The 16,918-nt window shown below is 62.2% G+C and carries 18 protein-coding genes (1 of these 18 cut by a window edge); 12 read left to right on the top strand and 6 right to left on the bottom strand.

What is annotated here, in order from left to right; translation table 11 throughout:
- On the bottom strand, positions 1-126 hold the start of the coding sequence (gene guaD / locus ACXAF5_RS01945) for a guanine deaminase (RefSeq protein WP_474945340.1). 1,179 nt of this gene lie to the left of the window's left edge; only the first 126 of its 1,305 coding nucleotides appear in the window; its start codon is at positions 124-126; its stop codon lies beyond the left edge, outside the window.
- 123 nt (positions 127-249) lie between these two features.
- Positions 250-1,509 (bottom strand): urate hydroxylase PuuD, encoded by a 1,260-nt coding sequence (locus ACXAF5_RS01940; protein ID WP_239363678.1) that lies wholly within the window; start codon positions 1,507-1,509, stop codon positions 250-252.
- A gap of 109 nt (positions 1,510-1,618) precedes the next feature.
- Between ACXAF5_RS01940 and ACXAF5_RS01935 the strand changes: the two genes are divergently transcribed.
- Positions 1,619-2,533, top strand: a complete 915-nt coding sequence (locus ACXAF5_RS01935) for a LysR family transcriptional regulator (protein ID WP_474945339.1) — start codon at positions 1,619-1,621, stop codon at positions 2,531-2,533.
- Between the two features lie 62 nt (positions 2,534-2,595).
- Here the strand turns inward: ACXAF5_RS01935 and uraH are convergent, their stop codons facing one another.
- Positions 2,596-2,952, bottom strand: coding sequence for a hydroxyisourate hydrolase (gene uraH / locus ACXAF5_RS01930; protein ID WP_239322060.1), 357 nt, complete (start codon positions 2,950-2,952; stop codon positions 2,596-2,598).
- 199 nt (positions 2,953-3,151) lie between these two features.
- Here uraH and puuE point away from each other — a divergent pair, with 199 nt between their 5' ends.
- From puuE to ACXAF5_RS01915, 3 genes are all read left to right on the top strand, one after another.
- A complete protein-coding gene (gene puuE, locus ACXAF5_RS01925; RefSeq protein WP_474945337.1) occupies positions 3,152-4,567 on the top strand; it encodes an allantoinase PuuE in 1,416 nt (471 codons plus the stop codon).
- A complete protein-coding gene (locus ACXAF5_RS01920) occupies positions 4,564-5,070 on the top strand; it encodes an ureidoglycolate lyase (protein ID WP_474945336.1) in 507 nt (168 codons plus the stop codon). The genes puuE and ACXAF5_RS01920 overlap by 4 nt, the downstream gene beginning before the upstream one ends.
- A 78-nt stretch (positions 5,071-5,148) precedes the next feature.
- Positions 5,149-6,588: a uracil-xanthine permease family protein gene (locus ACXAF5_RS01915; protein ID WP_474945335.1), complete on the top strand. Its 1,440-nt coding sequence runs from the start codon at positions 5,149-5,151 to the stop codon at positions 6,586-6,588.
- A gap of 68 nt (positions 6,589-6,656) precedes the next feature.
- On the opposite strand, the gene ACXAF5_RS01910 is transcribed toward ACXAF5_RS01915, so the two are convergent.
- Positions 6,657-7,487 carry a bifunctional allantoicase/(S)-ureidoglycine aminohydrolase gene (locus tag ACXAF5_RS01910; RefSeq protein WP_474945334.1) on the bottom strand — a complete coding sequence of 277 codons (831 nt, stop codon included), beginning with the start codon at positions 7,485-7,487 and terminating at the stop codon, positions 6,657-6,659.
- Positions 7,488-7,672: 185 nt separating this feature from the next.
- On the opposite strand from ACXAF5_RS01910, the gene ACXAF5_RS01905 reads away from it, so the two are divergent.
- On the top strand, positions 7,673-8,941 hold the full coding sequence (locus ACXAF5_RS01905; RefSeq protein WP_474945333.1) for a glycerate kinase type-2 family protein: 1,269 nt from the start codon (positions 7,673-7,675) through the stop codon (positions 8,939-8,941).
- On the opposite strand, the gene hpaR is transcribed toward ACXAF5_RS01905, so the two are convergent.
- Positions 8,938-9,372, bottom strand: a complete 435-nt coding sequence (gene hpaR, locus ACXAF5_RS01900; protein ID WP_011537085.1) for a homoprotocatechuate degradation operon regulator HpaR — start codon at positions 9,370-9,372, stop codon at positions 8,938-8,940. The two genes, ACXAF5_RS01905 and hpaR, sit on opposite strands and share 4 nt — an antisense overlap.
- A 128-nt stretch (positions 9,373-9,500) precedes the next feature.
- Here hpaR and ACXAF5_RS01895 point away from each other — a divergent pair, with 128 nt between their 5' ends.
- The 7 genes from ACXAF5_RS01895 to ACXAF5_RS01865 all read left to right on the top strand — a co-directional run bounded on the left by ACXAF5_RS01895 (position 9,501) and on the right by ACXAF5_RS01865 (position 16,446).
- Positions 9,501-9,896 (top strand): 5-carboxymethyl-2-hydroxymuconate Delta-isomerase, encoded by a 396-nt coding sequence (locus ACXAF5_RS01895; RefSeq protein WP_474945332.1) that lies wholly within the window; start codon positions 9,501-9,503, stop codon positions 9,894-9,896.
- Positions 9,893-11,404, top strand: a complete 1,512-nt coding sequence (gene hpaE / locus ACXAF5_RS01890) for a 5-carboxymethyl-2-hydroxymuconate semialdehyde dehydrogenase (protein WP_474945331.1) — start codon at positions 9,893-9,895, stop codon at positions 11,402-11,404. The genes ACXAF5_RS01895 and hpaE overlap by 4 nt, the downstream gene beginning before the upstream one ends.
- Before the next feature lie 98 nt (positions 11,405-11,502).
- Positions 11,503-12,483 (top strand): 3,4-dihydroxyphenylacetate 2,3-dioxygenase, encoded by a 981-nt coding sequence (hpaD, locus tag ACXAF5_RS01885; protein WP_474945330.1) that lies wholly within the window; start codon positions 11,503-11,505, stop codon positions 12,481-12,483.
- Between the two features lie 104 nt (positions 12,484-12,587).
- On the top strand, positions 12,588-14,000 hold the full coding sequence (locus tag ACXAF5_RS01880) for a pyridoxal phosphate-dependent decarboxylase family protein (RefSeq protein ID WP_474945329.1): 1,413 nt from the start codon (positions 12,588-12,590) through the stop codon (positions 13,998-14,000).
- Positions 14,000-14,857 (top strand): fumarylacetoacetate hydrolase family protein, encoded by an 858-nt coding sequence (locus ACXAF5_RS01875; protein WP_474945328.1) that lies wholly within the window; start codon positions 14,000-14,002, stop codon positions 14,855-14,857. Before ACXAF5_RS01880 ends, ACXAF5_RS01875 begins: the two co-directional genes overlap by 1 nt.
- The gene (gene hpaH, locus ACXAF5_RS01870; RefSeq protein WP_474945327.1) at positions 14,854-15,654 is read left to right on the top strand and encodes a 2-oxo-hept-4-ene-1,7-dioate hydratase; all 801 of its coding nucleotides are present in this window, start codon (positions 14,854-14,856) and stop codon (positions 15,652-15,654) included. The genes ACXAF5_RS01875 and hpaH overlap by 4 nt, the downstream gene beginning before the upstream one ends.
- Positions 15,655-15,666: 12 nt before the next feature.
- Positions 15,667-16,446 carry an HpcH/HpaI aldolase family protein gene (locus tag ACXAF5_RS01865; RefSeq protein ID WP_474945326.1) on the top strand — a complete coding sequence of 260 codons (780 nt, stop codon included), beginning with the start codon at positions 15,667-15,669 and terminating at the stop codon, positions 16,444-16,446.
- An 81-nt stretch (positions 16,447-16,527) separates the two neighbouring features.
- Here the strand turns inward: ACXAF5_RS01865 and ACXAF5_RS01860 are convergent, their stop codons facing one another.
- Positions 16,528-16,851 carry a hypothetical protein gene (locus tag ACXAF5_RS01860; RefSeq protein ID WP_239322082.1) on the bottom strand — a complete coding sequence of 108 codons (324 nt, stop codon included), beginning with the start codon at positions 16,849-16,851 and terminating at the stop codon, positions 16,528-16,530.
- Positions 16,852-16,918 lie beyond the last annotated feature (67 nt).

The following is a 16,918-nucleotide window of genomic DNA, read 5'->3' as shown; positions in this document are numbered from 1 at the left end:
AAGGCCATCCTGGATCAGGAGAGCGCCGTCCTCGAGATAGCTATAGGCGGCGGTATCCTCGGGGCCGGTGGGTTCAGACAGGAAGCTCAGCGTGCGGCCACGCAGGATCTTGGCGGGAGAAGACATCGGTCAGCCTTTCACGAATAACAGGGTCGGAGGCCCCGCAGCCACGGCGCCGGTCGGAATGGAATAGGTCGCAGTGCTGTGTTGCCCGAGAGTGGACAGGCGGCTCAGCGGACTGGCTGGCTGTCAGTTGCCGGCCAGATAAAAGGGCAGTTCCGCCGCACCATCGGCATACCATTTGCGGATCAGCGCGCGCTCTTCCTCTTCCATATAGGTCACATTGGCGGGCGGCATTGCGTGGGTCGCGCCAGCCTGCAAGTAAATCTGACGCGCATATTTCGCCACATCCGCGGGGGTCTCCAGCAGCACGTTCTTGGGCGCGCGACGGATGCCCTCATAATAGGGTTCGCGCGCATGGCACATGGCACAGCGCCCGGGCACCGTGCTCATGATGTCTTCGAAGTGCTCCGAGCCGGCAAAGGCCAGCTCGGTTTGGGTCAGCTCTCGTGCCTCGGAGTCCTCGTAGGTGTCTTGCATCAGCGGCGCCTGACTCAGCGCCATGATGGCGATGAACAACAGGATGGTCACGGGCCAGGTCCAGGTCGGATTGCCGGTGCCGGCGTGGCAGGTGTTGAAGTAATGACGGATCGTCACCCCCATCAGGAACACCAGCGCCGCGATCAGCCAGTTATACTCGGTGGCAAAGGCCAGCGGGTAGTGGTTGGACAGCATCAGGAAGATCACCGGCAAGGTCAGATAGTTGTTATGGGTCGAGCGCAGCTTGGCGATCTTGCCATACTTTGCATCCGGCGTGCGGCCTTCCTGCAGGTCTTTCACCACGATGCGCTGGTTCGGCATGATGATGAAGAACACATTGGCCGTCATGATGGTGGCGGTAAAGGCCCCCAGATGCAGCATCACGGCGCGTCCCGTGAAGATCTGGTTATACCCATAGCCCATGGCCACCAGCAGCACGAACAGCAGCACCATCAGCAGCGTCGGCTTCTCGCCCAAGGGCGATTTGCACAGGAAATCATAGACCAGCCAGCCCACGCTAAGCGATGCACCCGAGATCAGGATGCCCTGCCACAGGGCCAGATCGGCCTTTGACGCGTCGATCAGATAGAGCTCGCCGCCCGCCCAATAGACGATCATCAACAGGCCAGCACCAGAGAGCCATGTGGCGTAACTCTCCCATTTGAACCAGATCAGATGGTCCGGCATGTTCGCAGGTGCCACCAGATATTTCTGGATGTGGTAAAAGCCACCGCCATGCACCTGCCATTCTTCGCCATGGGCACCGACCGGCAAATGCGGCACCTTCCGCAGCCCGAGATCCAGCGCCACAAAATAGAAGGACGACCCGATCCAGGCGATGGCGGTGATGACGTGTAGCCAGCGGACAGCAAAGCCCAGCCAGTCCCACATGATGACAAGCTCTTCCATAGCTCACTCCTTGCGCGTTTGCCCTGACCCTAGGCGAGCGGGTTATTTTCGTGTATCAGGAAAAAATTCCAAGCTGCTTCAAACATAAGCTAACAATGAAATCCCCGTCATGGCCTATCTGAACAATATCCGCACTTTCGTCCGCGTCTATGAGCTCGGCAATATGTCCGCAGCGGCGCGGGACATGCGCATTTCTGCCGCCGTGGCCTCGTCGCGGATCTCCCAGCTCGAAGAGCACCTGAAAGTACGCCTGTTCCAGCGCACCACGCGGTTGCTGCACCCCACGGAGCAGGGCCAGCTGTTCTATCATGGCGCGGTCAAGATCCTGGAAGCCGTCGAAGAGGCGGAGGCCGACATCTCCAATGTGACGCAGACCCCGCGCGGCACGCTCTATGTGGCGGCACCTTTGGGGCTTGGGCAGCGGCTGATCGCACCGGCGGTGCCGCAGTTCAATGCCGCCTACCCGCTCATCAATATCCGTCTGCGCCTGTCGGATCGCAAACTCGACCTCGCCGCCGAGGGGCTCGATGCGGCGTTCTTCCTGGGATTGCCCGAAGATTCCAATCTGAAGATTCGCAAGATCACCGATTGCCCGCGGGTGCTCTGCGCGTCACCTGCCTATATCGCAGAGCGGGGCATGCCCGAGACAAGCGCCGAGTTGAAGACCGAAGCCCATGATTGCCTCAACCTGCGCTATCCGGGTGCTCCGGAATTTCAATGGCCCCTGCATGGCCCGGATGGCATCCGCCGCATAGCCGTCACCGGTCCGTTCGAATCCGATCACGGTGATGTCCTGACCCAATGGGCGCTGGATGGCCACGGCATTATTCTCAAGCCGGTGTTCGAAATCTCTGAACATCTCGCTGCGGGGACGCTGGTGCCGGTTCTCCCGGACGAGCCCCCTGCCACCATTCAGATGGCCTGCCTTTACATGCACCGCCGCCATCAGGACCCCAAGGTGCGGCTGTTCCTCGACTTCATGGTGGACCACATCCTGGCGTCCCTTCCGAGTGATGCGGCCTGAAACAGGAACAAGGGGCGGCGCCTCCCGGCCCGCCCCTTCATCTTTTCCCAAATACCTATTGGTCAGCTGCCCCGATAGGTGGAGTAGCCATAGGGCGACAGCAACAGCGGCACGTGATAGTGAGCATCCGCATCACTCATGCCAAACCGGATCGGCACTTGATCCAGAAACAGCGGATCCTCCCCTGCCTGACCCGTCTCGCGCAGATAGTCGCCGCAGAAGAAGATCAATTCATAGGTTCCGGTCTTGAACGTGTCTGTCGGCAAAATCGGGCTATCGGTGCGCCCATCGGCATTTGTCACCGTTTCGGCGATCTTCTTGTGGGAATTGCCCGTCACCCGATAAAGCGCGATCTTGATGCCCTGAGCCGGGCAGCCTCGCGCGGTGTCCAGAACATGTGTGGTCAGATATCCGGTCATCTCTCGCCTCTCTTGTCCGGCATCACAGGATCGCCCCGTTGCCAGTCATCTCTCGCTGAATTTGCCACTATATTGCGCGGGCCCGCCCTAGGATGCACGCAGAACCATCAAACAGCACTTTCAAAAATTGTGGTAAAGCCCTGCGCCCACTTTCAATGTATAACACGTAAACCACTTGCAAAGACCCGGAGACCGACACGTGACACGCTACCCTCGTGACATGCGTGGATATGGGGCGCATGCCCCCCATCCCGCCTGGCCCAATGACGCAAAGATCGCCGTCCAGTTCGTGCTGAACTACGAAGAGGGCGGCGAAAACTGCACCCTGCATGGCGATGCGGCCTCCGAGGCCTTTCTCTCCGACATTCCCGGCGCGGCACAATGGCAGGGCCAGCGCCACTGGAATATGGAATCGATCTATGAATATGGCGCGCGCGCAGGCTTCTGGCGTCTGCACCGCCTGTTCACCGGCGCCGACATCCCGTTGACCATCTATGGCGTCGCCACCGCGCTGGCCCGCAGTCCCGAACAGGTGCAGGCGATGAAGGATGCGGACTGGGAGATCGCCTCCCACGGCCTCAAATGGGTCGAGCACAAGGACATGCCCGAGGATGAAGAGCGCGCCTCCATCAAAGAGGCGATCCGCCTTCATACCGAAGTGGTCGGCGACCGTCCGCGCGGCTGGTACACTGGCCGGTGCAGCGCCAACACCGTGCGTCTGGTCGCCGAAGAGGGCGGCTTTGACTATATCTCCGACACTTATGATGACGACCTGCCCTATTGGCTGGAAGTTGAAGACCGCGATCAGCTGATCATTCCTTACACGCTCGAAGCCAACGACATGCGCTTCGCCACGGCTCCCGGCTGGGTCACCGGCGAGGATTTCGGCAGCTATCTGACCGACGCCTTTGATGCGCTTTATGCCGAAGGCGAGGCCGGCGCGCCCAAGATGATGACCATCGGCTTGCACTGCCGTCTGGTGGGGCGCCCGGGTAAAATCGCCGCGCTCAAACGCTTTATCGATCATATCCAGAGCCACGAGGGTGTCTGGTGCCCGCGCCGCCTGGAGATCGCTGAGCATTGGGCCAGCAGCCATCCCCATCAGCGTCGCACCCGTCCTAGCCAAATGGACCGCGAGACATTTGTGGCCACATATGGTTCGATCTTTGAACATTCCCCCTGGATTGCGGATCGCGCCTTTGACCTCGAACTTGGTCCGGCGCATGACTGCGCGGCGGGTGTGCACAACGCGCTCTGCCGCATGTTCCGCACCGCAAGCGAGGAAGAGCGCCTCGGCGTGCTGACAGCGCACCCGGATCTGGCGGGCAAACTCGCCGCCGCCGGTCGTCTCACGGCCGAGAGCACCTCGGAACAGGCCAGCGCCGGGCTGAACCTGCTGACCGACGAGGAGCGCGAGACCTTCACCGCGATGAACAACGCCTATGTGGAGAAACACGGCTTCCCCTTCATCATCGCGGTGCGCGACCACGACAAGGCTTCGATCATGGCGGCGTTCCAGCGCCGCATCGACAATGACCGCACCACGGAATTCGCCGAGGCCTGCAAACAGGTCGAACGCATCGCCCAGTTCCGGCTGATGGACCTCCTGCCATGACCCGAGAGCTGCGCGCCCGTCCTCTGACCGCTGCCGCATTTGCCGCATTTGGCGATGTGCTGGAGCCAAAGCCAGAGGCGGACAAGATCATCAATCAAGGCAAATGCGGGCGGCATCACGACCTTGCGCAGCTGGACTTTGCGGATGGCCGCGCAGGCATCAGCCTGTTTGACGCCGAAGCCCGCCACCTGCCCTACCGGGTGGAGCTGGTCGAACGGCACCCGTCCGGCAGCCAAGCCTTCGTCCCGCTCGACGGCGTTCCGATGATCGTGATCGTCGCCCCCGACGCGGGCGGCGCTCCCGGCACCCCCCAAGCCTTTCTCAGCCAGCCGGGCCAGTCGATCAACCTGCACCGCGGGGTCTGGCATGGCGTCCTCGCGCCCTTTGAAGCGCCGGGCAAATACATCGTCGTCGACCGGATCGGCGACGGCGCAAACCTCGAAGAACACTGGTTCGATGATCCCTGGATCGTCACCGAGGTTTTATCGCACGCGGAGGGCTGACCTCCGTCCCAGCCACTGCGATTCATCCCGGCCCACCAAACGAGGCCGGGAGTCTCGCCAACCAACAGGGAACTGAAAATGTCTGATACGTCTATCGGGACGCCGGAGCAGCTCCGCGATCCCGACTATATGCCCCCATTGGGCAAGGCCATCCCGTTGGGCATCCAGCACGTGCTGGCGATGTTTGTGTCCAACGTGACGCCGGCGATCATCGTTGCCGGAGCGGCGGGTTTTGGGTTCGGGTCGAACTCCCCCGATTTTCCGGAACTCCTCTATCTGATCCAGATGTCGATGCTCTTTGCCGGGATCGCCACATTGATGCAGACGCTGACGCTGGGTCCAGTGGGCGCACGGCTCCCGATCGTACAGGGCACCTCCTTTGCCTTTCTACCGATCATGATCCCGCTGGTGGCGGGCAAAGGCGTCGATGCCCTGGCTGCCCTCTTTGGCGGGGTGCTGATTGGTGGCTTGTTCCATGCCTGCCTCGGCCTTGTCATCGGAAAGATCCGCTTTGCCCTGCCGCCGCTGGTGACCGGCCTCGTGGTCACAATGATCGGACTCGCGCTGGTCAAGGTCGGCATCCAGTATGCCGCAGGCGGCGTTCCGGCCATCGGCACGCCGGAATACGGGTCACTGCTGAACTGGTCGGCGGCTCTGGTGGTGATTCTGGTGACGCTGGGACTGAAGTTCTTCACCCGCGGCATGCTGTCGGTCTCCGCCGTGCTGCTCGGCCTCATTGCCGGGTATATCTACGCGCTCATGGTCGGCATGCTGAGCATGGATTCGATCACCGGCAGCTGGGGCAATGCCGCCGCGTTTGCACTGCCGCAGCCGTTCAAATACGGGTTCGAGTTCTCCTTCGCCGCCATCCTGGGCTTCTGCCTGATGGCCTTTGTCTCTGCCGTTGAAACCGTGGGCGATGTCTCCGGCATCACCAAGGGCGGCGCCGGGCGCGAGGCCACCGATACCGAAATCGAAGGCGCGATTTATGCCGACGGGTTTGGCTCTGCCCTCGCCGGCGCCTTTGGCGCTATGCCCAACACCTCCTTCAGCCAGAACGTCGGCCTGATCGCCATGACCGGCGTCATGAGCCGCCACGTGGTGACCTGCGGCGCAATCTTCCTGATCGTCTGCGGCCTCATCCCCAAGGTTGGCGCGCTGATCCGCACTGTCCCGATCGAAGTGCTCGGCGGTGGGGTCATCGTGATGTTTGGGATGGTGGTCGCCGCCGGGATCTCGATCCTGTCCGATGTGGACTGGAACCGGCGCAATATGGTGATCTTTGCAATCTCGCTGTCCATCGGCCTCGGTTTGCAACTTGAACCTGCCGCCTTGCAGCACATGCCGGACACCGCGCGGATCCTGCTGACCAGTGGCCTGTTGCCCGCCGCCGTGATCTCCATCACGTTGAACCTTCTGCTCCCCGACGACCTGACGGATGAGAGCACAGAAGAGGTTTCCGGTGGCCTCTCAGGTCACTCCAAAGGCTCGCTCGGGACCTCGCGCGACGCCCACTGACGGGCACCAGAATAAAGCAAAAGGGCCGCATCGCGCGGCCCTTTTTCCGTTTGATAACCTGTTTGCCCTCAGCGCAATGGCGCAAGCGGCATGTGACGGTTCACATCCTTATAGAGCAGATAGCGGAACTTGCCCGGCCCGCCCGCATAGCAGGCCTGCGGGCAGAAGGCGCGCAGCCACATGTAGTCACCGGCCTCGACCTCGACCCAGTCCTGGTTGAGCCGGTAAACCGCCTTACCCTCCAGCACATAGAGCCCGTGCTCCATCACATGGGTCTCGGCAAAGGGAATGACCGCGCCCGGCTCAAAGGTGACGATGGTCACATGCATGTCGTGGCGCAGATCCTCGGGATCGACAAAGCGCGAGGTCGCCCATTTGCCCTCGGTCCCGGGCATCGCCGTTGGTGTCACCTCCTGTTCGTTGGTGACAAAGGCCTGCGGCATGTCGAGCCCGTCAACCGCCTGATACGCCTTCCTGATCCAATGGAACCGCACCGGCTCATCACTGGTGTTGGTCAGTTTCCACTCCGCCGATGGCGGCAGGAAGGCATAGCCGCCCGCGCCCATTTCATGCGCCTGACCGTCGATGGTCAGCACCATCTGCCCCTCGACCACAAACAGGACCGCCTCAACCCCGGCTTCGGTTTCCGGCCGCTCGGAGCCACCGCCGGGCAACACCTCGGCAATGTAATGGGAAAATGTCTCGGCAAAGCCGGACAGCGGTCGCGCGATCACCCAAAACCGAGATTTGCCCCAGAATGGCATCAGGCTACAGACGATGTCGCTGTTGGTGCCTTTGGGGATCACCGCATAGGCCTCGGTGAACATGGCCCGGTCCGTCAGGAGCTGGGTCTGCGGTGGCAGCCCGCCATGGGGCGCATAATAGGTGGGTTTTGTCATCACATCGCCTTCTTGAAATCTCTCACCCCATCAAACCGCGCCGCTGCGCTCAGGCCAATCCTTATGATGCTCCCAAAAGCATGAAGGATTATAAGGCTGCATTTGAAAGCCCACGGCATTGACCCGGCCCGCCTGCTGTCGCCAGAATGCACCCAGCCGCCTTTCCGGGAACCAGGACCACTCCAATGCCACAAAGCCTGCAAGACACCGCGCTGGAGCTGTTCCGCTGCGCCATTGATCGCGCCGATCCTGCCGCCGCCGTGCAGGCCCAACTGAGCGCACAGCCACTTGCCTCGCTTGCGCCCGGTGGCCGTCGCATTGTGATCGCCGTGGGCAAAGCCGCTGTTCCGATGATGCGTGCGGCTCTTGCCGCCCTGCCCGATGCGCCGTCCGAGGCGCTCGTTATCACCAACCCCGAAAACCGCGCAGACGTGCCCGGTGCCGAGGTCATCGCCGGCGCGCATCCCGTCCCGGATCAGACCAGTGCGGAGACGGGGGCGCGGGTGCTCGACCTGCTCGAAGATCTCGGCGCGCAGGATCACGTCCTGATGCTGATCTCCGGCGGGGGGTCCGCCCTGATGGTGGCCCCTGCCCCCGGCCTGACCCTCGCGGATAAGGCGCGTGTGAATGAGGTTCTGCTGGCCTCGGGCCTAGACATCAACCGGATGAACCTGATCCGTCAGTCCCTCTCGGAGCTCAAAGGCGGCGGTCTCTGCCGCGCTGCCGCCCCGGCCCGCGTCACCGCTTTCATTCTGTCAGATGTCATTGGCGACGATCTGCGCGCCATTGCCTCTGGCCCCACGGTTGCCCCTCTGGGCAGCAAAGGTGACGCCCGCGCCTTGCTGCAGTCCGAGGGGCTCTGGGACCAACTCCCCGCTGCGGTTCAGACGCATCTCAACACCCCGGAGGACAGCGCCAACACGCCACCTGCACAGAATATCCTGATCGGCTCCAATCGTTTCAGCCTGGGGGCGATGCGCGACCGGGCCAAGGCCTCAGACTGGCATGTCCCCGATCTGGTGGATGATCTCACCGGCGATGTGTCAGACGCCGCCCAGCGCATTCTCAATGTTGCAACATCCGCCACCACAGACCGCCCTACTGCGTATCTGTTTGGCGGTGAGACCACGGTGCGCCTGACCGGGACGGGGCGCGGCGGGCGCAATCAGGAACTGGCGCTGAGGATCGCGCAGGCGGCGGATAAGCTTCCGGGCGAGTGGGTCTTTCTTTCAGGCGGCACAGATGGGCGCGACGGGCCCACGGATGCGGCCGGTGGCCTTGTCACGCCGCAAACATGGGGGGCGATCACCACCTCAGGCGCCGACCCAGCGGCGCTCTTGGCAAATAACGACAGCTACGCCGCCCTCAACGCCGCCGATGCTTTGGTAACTGTTGGGGGCACCGGCACCAATGTCGCCGATGTGCAGATCCTGCTGATGCGGCCCACTGCCTAGAGATCAAGCCCGTTCAGCTTGCGCAACAGATCCAGCAGAGCCTCGTAGTCCTCTGCGCCCATCTTCTCGCGCGTGCGCTCAATCAGGGCGAGGCTGTCGTCGATATTGGCCTCGATCACCTGCATGCCCGCATCCGTCAGGGTAATCACCTGCCGCCGCCGGTCGGTCTCGTCCCGCGCCCGATCAATCAGACCCTTTTCCTGCAGCTTTTGCAAAATCCGCGTCAGACTCGGCAACAACAAGCAGGCCTGATCGGCAATCTGCGTCGGGTCGATCGGGCCACTTTCCTGCACCACCCGCAACACGCGCCATTGTTGTTCTGTCAGATCCTGGCCGTTCAACAACTGTCGCACCGGCCCCATCACCCGTTCACGCGCGCGCAACAAGGCAATAGGCAAAGATCTGTCGGTTCTGGGCAATGCATGTGTCATGCAGACCTGTATCGCCGCCAAACCCTGCCTTGGCAATCACTTATCAAAGTTAAGTATTTTTCGCCGCACCCGTTGACAGGGATGCCGCACAAACATAACATGTTAAGCAGTTTGGGAGGAGGACCCGAATGCCCCATATCACCTTGGACTACGCGCCCCGGCTGGCGCAGCTTATCGACATGCAAGGCCTGTGCGACCACATCCGCCGCGCCGCCATCGACACCGGTATTCTGCCCATGGCGGGTGTGCGCGTGCGCGCCTTTGCCGCCGACTATGCCAGCATCGCCGATGGCAACCCCGACCATATGTATCTTGATATCTCGGTGCGCCTGCGCGGCGGTCGCCCGCTGGAGGCCCGCAAGGCCGCCACCCAACAGATCTTTGACGCCGCCCGCGCCTTTCTCGCGCCTGCGATGAAAACCCACCCCATCGCGCTGTCGCTGGAGATGCGCGACATCGACCCCGAGCTTTCCCCCAAATGCGGCACCATCCGCGACCATCTGAGCACAGGAGACCCCGCATGAGCGACCTCGCCTCCAACCTCGACAAACTCGCAGGTTTTCTTGAAAAACACCGGGCATCCGGCATCACCAACCTGATCAACGGCGAGGCCCGCCCCGCCGCCTCTGGCCAGACGTTCGAAACGACCTCACCTGTCGACGAAAGCGTGATCTGCTCTGTTGCCCGCGGTGGCGCAGACGACATTGATACCGCCGCAAAGGCCGCCAAAGCCGCCTTCCCCGCTTGGCGTGACCTGCCCGCCACAGAGCGCAAGGCGATCCTGCACCGCATCGCCGATGGCATCGTTGCCCGCGCCGAGAAGATCGCACTCTGCGAGTGCTGGGACACCGGTCAGGCGCTGCGCTTCATGTCCAAGGCCGCCCTGCGCGGTGCTGAGAATTTCCGTTTCTTTGCCGACCGTGCGCTCTCGGCCCGCGATGGCCAGATGCTGCCCTCGCCCACGCTGATGAACGTCACCACCCGCGTGCCCATCGGCCCCGTCGGCGTCATCACGCCGTGGAACACGCCCTTTATGCTCTCGACGTGGAAAATCGCGCCCGCCCTCGCCGCAGGCTGCACCGTGGTCCATAAACCGGCAGAGTTCTCGCCGCTCACCGCCCGCATCCTTGCCGAGATTGCCCATGACGCGGGCCTGCCCCCCGGCGTCTGGAACCTCGTCAATGGCTTGGGCGAGGAAGCAGGCCGCGCCCTCACCGAACACGCCGACATCAAGGCCATCGCCTTTGTCGGCGAGAGCAAAACCGGCTCGATGATCATGGCCCAGGGCGCGCCGACCCTGAAACGGGTGCATTTTGAACTTGGCGGTAAAAATCCGGTAGTGGTCTTTGACGACGCCGATCTGGACCGAGCACTCGATGCCGCGATCTTCATGATCTATTCTCTGAACGGCGAACGCTGCACCTCTTCCTCGCGCCTGCTCATTCAGGACAGCATTGCCGAGGAATTTGAGGCCAAACTGGTTGCGCGTGTAAACAGCATCAAGGTCGGCCACCCGCTTGATCCCAAAACCGAGGTCGGCCCGCTCATTCACAAGGTCCACTTCGACAAGGTAACCTCCTATTTCGACATCGCGCGGCAGGACGGCGCAACCGTCGCCGCTGGCGGCAGCCGCCACGGCGACACCGGCTGGTTTGTGACGCCCACGCTCTTCACCGGGGCCACCAATCAGATGACCATCGCCCGCGAGGAAATCTTCGGCCCGGTCCTCACCGCCATCCGCTTCACCGACGAAGACGAGGCGCTGAACATCGCCAATGACACCCAATACGGCCTCACCGCCTATGTCTGGACCAACGATGTGACCCGCGCCATGCGCTTCACCAACCAGCTTGAGGCCGGGATGATCTGGGTGAACTCGGAAAACGTCCGCCACCTGCCCACGCCTTTTGGCGGCGTCAAAGCATCCGGCATCGGGCGCGACGGCGGCGACTGGAGCTTTGAGTTCTACATGGAACAAAAACACATCGGCTTTGCCACCGGGCACCACAAGATCCCCCGCCTCGGCGCCTGAGGCCTTCAGATTCTCTCAAATATCCCGGGGAGCGCGAGGGGCAGAGCCCCTCGTATGTCGCCCTAACATTCGGCCTGTCCATTCGGAGGAGACCCGACATGCCCATTCCCGCAGCAAACCTCTATCCGCCCTTCAACATCACCCGCCTCAGCCATGTTGAATATAGCGTCACCGATCTTGCCGCCTCACGCGCCTTCTACGTCGACATCCTCGGCCTGCAAGTGACCCACGAAGACCAGAGCCGCGTCTATCTGCGCGCGATGGAGGAACGCGGCCATCACTGTATCATCCTGCGCCAGTCCGACACGGCGGGCGTGTCCTGCCTCGGCTTCAAACTCTTTGACACCCCCGAACTCGATAAGGCCGCCGCCTTCTTTGAGGGCAAGGGCCTGCCGGTGGAGTGGATCAAACGCCCCTTCATGGGGCCAAGCTTCCGCACTCGCGATCCATGGGGTGTGCCGCTGGAGTTCTACGTCAAGATGGACCGCCTCCCACCGATCCATCAACAGTACAGGCTCTATAACGGCGTGAAACCCCTGCGCATCGACCACTTCAACATGTTCTCGGCCAATGTCGACGAGGCCATCGCCTTTTATGGCGAGATGGGGTTTCGCGTCACCGAATATACCGAGGATGACGAGTCTGGCCGCGTCTGGGCCGCGTGGATGCACCGCAAGGGCGGCGTGCATGATGTGGCCTTCACCAATGGAACTGGCCCGCGTCTGCATCACACCGCCTTTTGGGTGCCAACCCCGCTCAACATCATCGACCTGCTCGATCTGATGTCGACCACCGGCTATGTCGCCAATATCGAACGCGGCCCCGGTCGCCACGGTATCTCCAACGCGTTTTTCCTTTATGTGCGCGACCCTGATGGCCACCGGATTGAGATCTATTGCTCGGACTATCAGACCTGCGACGCGGATCTGGAGCCGATCAAATGGTCCCTCACCGACCCGCAGCGCCAGACCCTCTGGGGCGCACCCGCACCGCGCAGCTGGTTCGAAGAAGGCTCCTTGTTCGACGGGGCCGAGATCCGTGAAAGTGACCTCAAAGCGCAGCCGATCATCGCGCCATAAAATGACAGAAGGACAGCGCCCGAGCCTGGGTGGGGGCGAAAGCCCCCTCCCGTGGGGAGGGTCGGGGGCTGTCCGTGCTTTCGGCACGAACAATGGAGCACAAAATGAACTGGACCGATTTCGCATCCTGGGGCCGCAAGGTCGCCGACTGGGCGCAGGACTATCACCTCACGGTTGGCGAGCGCCCGGTGCGCGCGCAGACCAAACCCGGTGATATGCTGAACGCCCTGCCCGAGACCCCGCCGGAACACGGCGAGGGGATGGAGGCGATCTTTGCCGATTTTGAGGAAAAGGTGATGCCCGGCATCACTCATTGGCAGCACCCACGCTTCTTTGCCTATTTCGCCTCCAACGCCGCAGCGCCCTCGGTGCTGGCGGAATTCCTGACCTCCGCTATCGCCCCGCAATGTATGCTCTGGCAGACCTCTCCGGCGGCGACCGAGATGGAGACCCGGATGATGGACTGGCTGCGCCAATCCCTTGGCTTGCCGGGGGAATTTCGCGGCGTCATCCAGGACAGCGCCTCCTCCGCCACCCTTGCCGCCGTCCTGACCATGCGCGAACGGGCCTTGAACTGGCAGGGCAATCAACAGGGGCTCGCGGGCCAGCCGACCTTGCGGATCTATTGCTCGGCAGAGGTGCACACGTCGGTGGACCGCGCCATCTGGGTTGCGGGCATCGGTCAGGCCAACCTTGTGCGCGTGCCAATCAAAGGCGACTGGCGCGGCATGGACCCCGCCGCCCTTGACGCCGCCATTGAGGCCGACAAGGCCGCCGGGCTTCAGCCAGCCGGGGTGATCCTCTGTGTGGGCGGCACCGGCACCGGTGCCACTGACCCCATCGCGGACTGCATCAAAGTGGCGCAAGATCACGGGCTTTACACCCATGTGGATGCCGCATGGGCCGGTTCCGCGATGATCTGCCCGGAGTTTCGCGCCTATTGGCCGGGCATTGAGGGGGCGGACAGCATCGTCTTTAATCCGCATAAATGGCTCGGCGCGCAGTTTGACTGCTCGGCGCATTTTCTGCGCAATGCGGACGATCTGGTGCGCACCCTCGCCATCAGCCCCGAATACCTCAAGACCCATGGTCACGACGGCATCATCAACTATTCGGAATGGTCTGTCCCCTTGGGCCGCCGCTTCCGCGCGCTGAAGATCTGGTTCCTGATCCGCACCTATGGGCTTGAAGGATTGCGACAACGTATCCGCAATCACGTTGCATGGTCACGCCAGCTTCACGACGCGCTTGCGCAAGAGCCGGATTTTGAGATCGTCACCCCGCCGATGTGGTCGCTCTGGACTTTCCGCTACGCGCCTGATGGGGCCACGGACCTCGATGCGCTGAACCTTGAGCTAGTCAACAGGATCAATGACGACGGCCGCATCTACCTGACACAAACCCGCGTCGACGGCGCGCTGGTGATCCGGTTTCAGGCGGGCGCGTTTGAAACAACCGAGGCTGACATCATGCGCGCCCATGATGTGATCACAGAACTTGCACGAGGACTGACCTGATGCGTTTTGCCACCTACACCGCCGCCGCTGAAACCTTCTATGGCGTCATCACCGACGCGGGCGCAATCGCTCTCTCACCAGAGTTCCCCGAGTGGCCCACCTTACGGGAAGTCATTGAGAACAAAGGCCTCCACACCCTCGCCCAAGCCGCGCAGGGGCGGGATGTGACCCATTCCCTCGACCAGATCACCTATCAAATCCCGGTGCCCCGCCCGGAAAAGATCATCTGCGTCGGCGTCAACTTTCCCAATCGCAACGAAGAATATAAGGACGGACAAGACGCCCCGCCGAACATGTCGCTGTTTCCACGATTTGCGCGCAGCTTCACCGGGGCGGACCGTCCCCTGATCCGCCCGCCGGAAAGCCCGCAACTGGATTACGAGGGCGAGATCGCCATCGTCATCGGCAAGGGCGGGCGCCGCATTCCTGAGGCAGACGCCTATGACCACATTGCCGCGATAACTCTCTGTAATGAAGGCACAATCCGCGACTGGGTGCGCCATGCCAAATTCAACGTGACGCAGGGCAAGAACTGGGATTCCTCCGGTGCAATCGGCCCGTGGCTAATGCCCTTCACCGCGCCAGCGCAGCTTGATGACGTGCGCATCACCACCAAGGTCAATGGCGAGCTGCGCCAGGATGATCGCACCTCGCGGATGCTGTTCCCGATCCGCCGTCAGATCGCCTATATCTCAACCTTTACCACGCTGGTTCCGGGCGACATCATCGTCACCGGCACCCCTACCGGCGCAGGCGCGCGGTTTGATCCGCCGAAGTTCCTCAAACCCGGCGACGTGATCGAGGTCGAGGGCGAAGGCATCGGCATTCTGCGCAACACAGTAGAGGATGAGGCATGACGCCGGATCAACACGCAGAGGCCGCCGCCCAGCTGTTACGCGCCGAGCAGACAGGTCAGCAATGCGGTCTCCTTTCGCTCGCCTATCCAGGCATGACGCTGGATGATGCCTATGCGGTGCAAAAGGCGCTGGTGGCAAAGAAACTGGCGCAGGGTCGCCGCAAAATCGGCTGGAAAATCGGCCTCACCAGCCGCGCCATGCAGCAGGCGCTAAATATCACCACGCCGGACTCGGGCGTGCTCCTCGATGATATGGTGTTTGAAAATGCCAGCACCGTGCCAGAGGGGCGGTTTATCCAGCCCCGTGTCGAGGCCGAGATCGCCTTTGTGATGAAATCCCCGCTTACGGGGCAGGACTGCACGCGGGACGATATACTTGCCGCAACGGACTATGTAGCACCTGCGCTGGAAATCCTCGACACCCGCATCCTGCGCGCCGATCCCGCCACGGGGCAGGCGCGGATCATCACCGACACCATCAGCGACAACGCCGCCAATGCGGGCCTCGTGATGGGCGCGGCCAAACACGCAGTTGACGCCTTTGATCTGCGCCGCGTCGGTGCGATCCTCAAACGCGATGGCGTGGTAGAGGAAACCGGCCTGGGCGCGGGCGTGCTGGACGATCCGGTCACCTCCGTGTTGTGGCTGGCGCGGCGCATGGCGGACTATGGACAACAGATCGAGGCGGGCGATATCGTTCTGTCGGGATCGTTCATCCGCCCTGTTGAGTGCCCGCCCGGCACCCAGATACACGCCGATTTTGCCGATTTCGGCACAGTTGAGATTTCATTTGAATAAAAGAGGTTAGACATGGCCGCGCCGAAAAACCACTTCAAACAGGCCCTCGCCGAGGGCCAGCGTCAGATCGGCTGCTGGTGCAGCTTCGGCGAGGCGATCACCACCGAATTGATGGGCACTGCGGGGTTTGACTGGCTGGTGATCGACGGCGAACATGCGCCCAATGACATCCGCTCGATCCGCGACCAGTTGCTGGCGCTCGCGACATCCAGCGCCGAAGCGGTGGTGCGGGTGCCGATCGGCGAGACCTGGATCATCAAGCAGGTGCTGGATGCCGGCGCGCAGACGGTTCTGGTGCCAATGGTGGAAACCGCAGATCAGGCCGCCGAACTGGTGCGCGCCTGCCGCTATCCGCCCGAGGGCACACGCGGTGTCGGCGCGGCCGGGGCGCGCGCCACCCGCTTTGGCGGCACGCCGGAGTATATCCAGACCGCAGACGCGCAGATCTGCCTGTTGCTGCAGGTGGAAACCCGCAAAGGGATTGAGAACCTTGATGAAATCCTCGCGGTCGAGGGGGTCGATGGCGTTTTCATCGGACCGGCGGATCTGTCCACCGACATGGGCCATCAGGGCAATTCCGCCCATCCGGAGGTGCGCGCGGTGATCGCCGACGCCATCAAAAGGATCAAGGCCGCAGGCAAGGCGCCCGGCATTCTTGGTGTCACCGAAGAGGCGACACAGGCCTATGCAGACATGGGCGCGCAGTTCCTCGCGGTCGGGATCGATGTGGTCTTGCTGGCACAGAGTGCACGCGCGCTGGCATCAAGATGGTCAGCGCACGGCACCGACTGAAGCAAGGTCTCTGCCAATGCGAACAACCCGCCGTTCCGCTTGCCCAAGGGAACGGCAGGTTCGTTTCATCGGGCAGCGCCTTCAATGCATTTGAGGCAGACCGCCGAAACGTTTCTCCAGTTCCACGCGCGGGTGACCCAGCAAACCGAAGGTACAGATCTCCACCCGGCTTTGCAGATCCACCAGACGCAGACGCCCGGCACGCGGTTTCATGTCAAACCCCTTGCCGCGCAGCATCTCGCGCAGAGTCGGCCAGCTGTCCGCCTTGGTCATGGGCTCGCTGAGATTGGCCCGCAGAAGCATCATCGATTCCGAGTCCAGACGCGCCCGCGTGCTTGCACATCCCCACGCGGTCTGCCCGTAGGCGAGGTCCTCGTTTTCGGTGGTCCGATCATCATAACTCATGGTTCACCCTCCAATCCACTCTGGTTCAAGGGTACCTGTATGAGAGGCGAAATTGGGGCACTCTATT

It is taken from the genome of Epibacterium sp. ABV4_022 (assembly GCF_056159345.1).
The sequence above is the reverse complement of the archived record's forward strand: the minus strand, read 5'-3'. Positions and strand labels throughout refer to the sequence as shown.

Excerpts from the sequence above, each read along its gene's own strand:
- hpaD (WP_474945330.1), top strand. The coding sequence starts at position 11,503 with ATGCCCATTCCCGCAGCAAACCTCTATCCGCCCTTCAACATCACCCGC.
- hpaE (WP_474945331.1), top strand. The coding sequence starts at position 9,893 with ATGAGCGACCTCGCCTCCAACCTCGACAAACTCGCAGGTTTTCTTGAA.
- hpaH (WP_474945327.1), top strand. The coding sequence starts at position 14,854 with ATGACGCCGGATCAACACGCAGAGGCCGCCGCCCAGCTGTTACGCGCC.
- hpaR (WP_011537085.1), bottom strand. The coding sequence starts at position 9,372 with ATGACACATGCATTGCCCAGAACCGACAGATCTTTGCCTATTGCCTTG.
- ACXAF5_RS01865 (WP_474945326.1), top strand. The coding sequence starts at position 15,667 with ATGGCCGCGCCGAAAAACCACTTCAAACAGGCCCTCGCCGAGGGCCAG.
- uraH (WP_239322060.1), bottom strand. The coding sequence starts at position 2,952 with ATGACCGGATATCTGACCACACATGTTCTGGACACCGCGCGAGGCTGC.
- ACXAF5_RS01910 (WP_474945334.1), bottom strand. The coding sequence starts at position 7,487 with ATGACAAAACCCACCTATTATGCGCCCCATGGCGGGCTGCCACCGCAG.
- ACXAF5_RS01880 (WP_474945329.1), top strand. The coding sequence starts at position 12,588 with ATGAACTGGACCGATTTCGCATCCTGGGGCCGCAAGGTCGCCGACTGG.
- ACXAF5_RS01905 (WP_474945333.1), top strand. The coding sequence starts at position 7,673 with ATGCCACAAAGCCTGCAAGACACCGCGCTGGAGCTGTTCCGCTGCGCC.
- ACXAF5_RS01935 (WP_474945339.1), top strand. The coding sequence starts at position 1,619 with ATGGCCTATCTGAACAATATCCGCACTTTCGTCCGCGTCTATGAGCTC.
- ACXAF5_RS01915 (WP_474945335.1), top strand. The coding sequence starts at position 5,149 with ATGTCTGATACGTCTATCGGGACGCCGGAGCAGCTCCGCGATCCCGAC.
- ACXAF5_RS01895 (WP_474945332.1), top strand. The coding sequence starts at position 9,501 with ATGCCCCATATCACCTTGGACTACGCGCCCCGGCTGGCGCAGCTTATC.
- ACXAF5_RS01860 (WP_239322082.1), bottom strand. The coding sequence starts at position 16,851 with ATGAGTTATGATGATCGGACCACCGAAAACGAGGACCTCGCCTACGGG.
- ACXAF5_RS01940 (WP_239363678.1), bottom strand. The coding sequence starts at position 1,509 with ATGGAAGAGCTTGTCATCATGTGGGACTGGCTGGGCTTTGCTGTCCGC.
- ACXAF5_RS01875 (WP_474945328.1), top strand. The coding sequence starts at position 14,000 with ATGCGTTTTGCCACCTACACCGCCGCCGCTGAAACCTTCTATGGCGTC.
- ACXAF5_RS01920 (WP_474945336.1), top strand. The coding sequence starts at position 4,564 with ATGACCCGAGAGCTGCGCGCCCGTCCTCTGACCGCTGCCGCATTTGCC.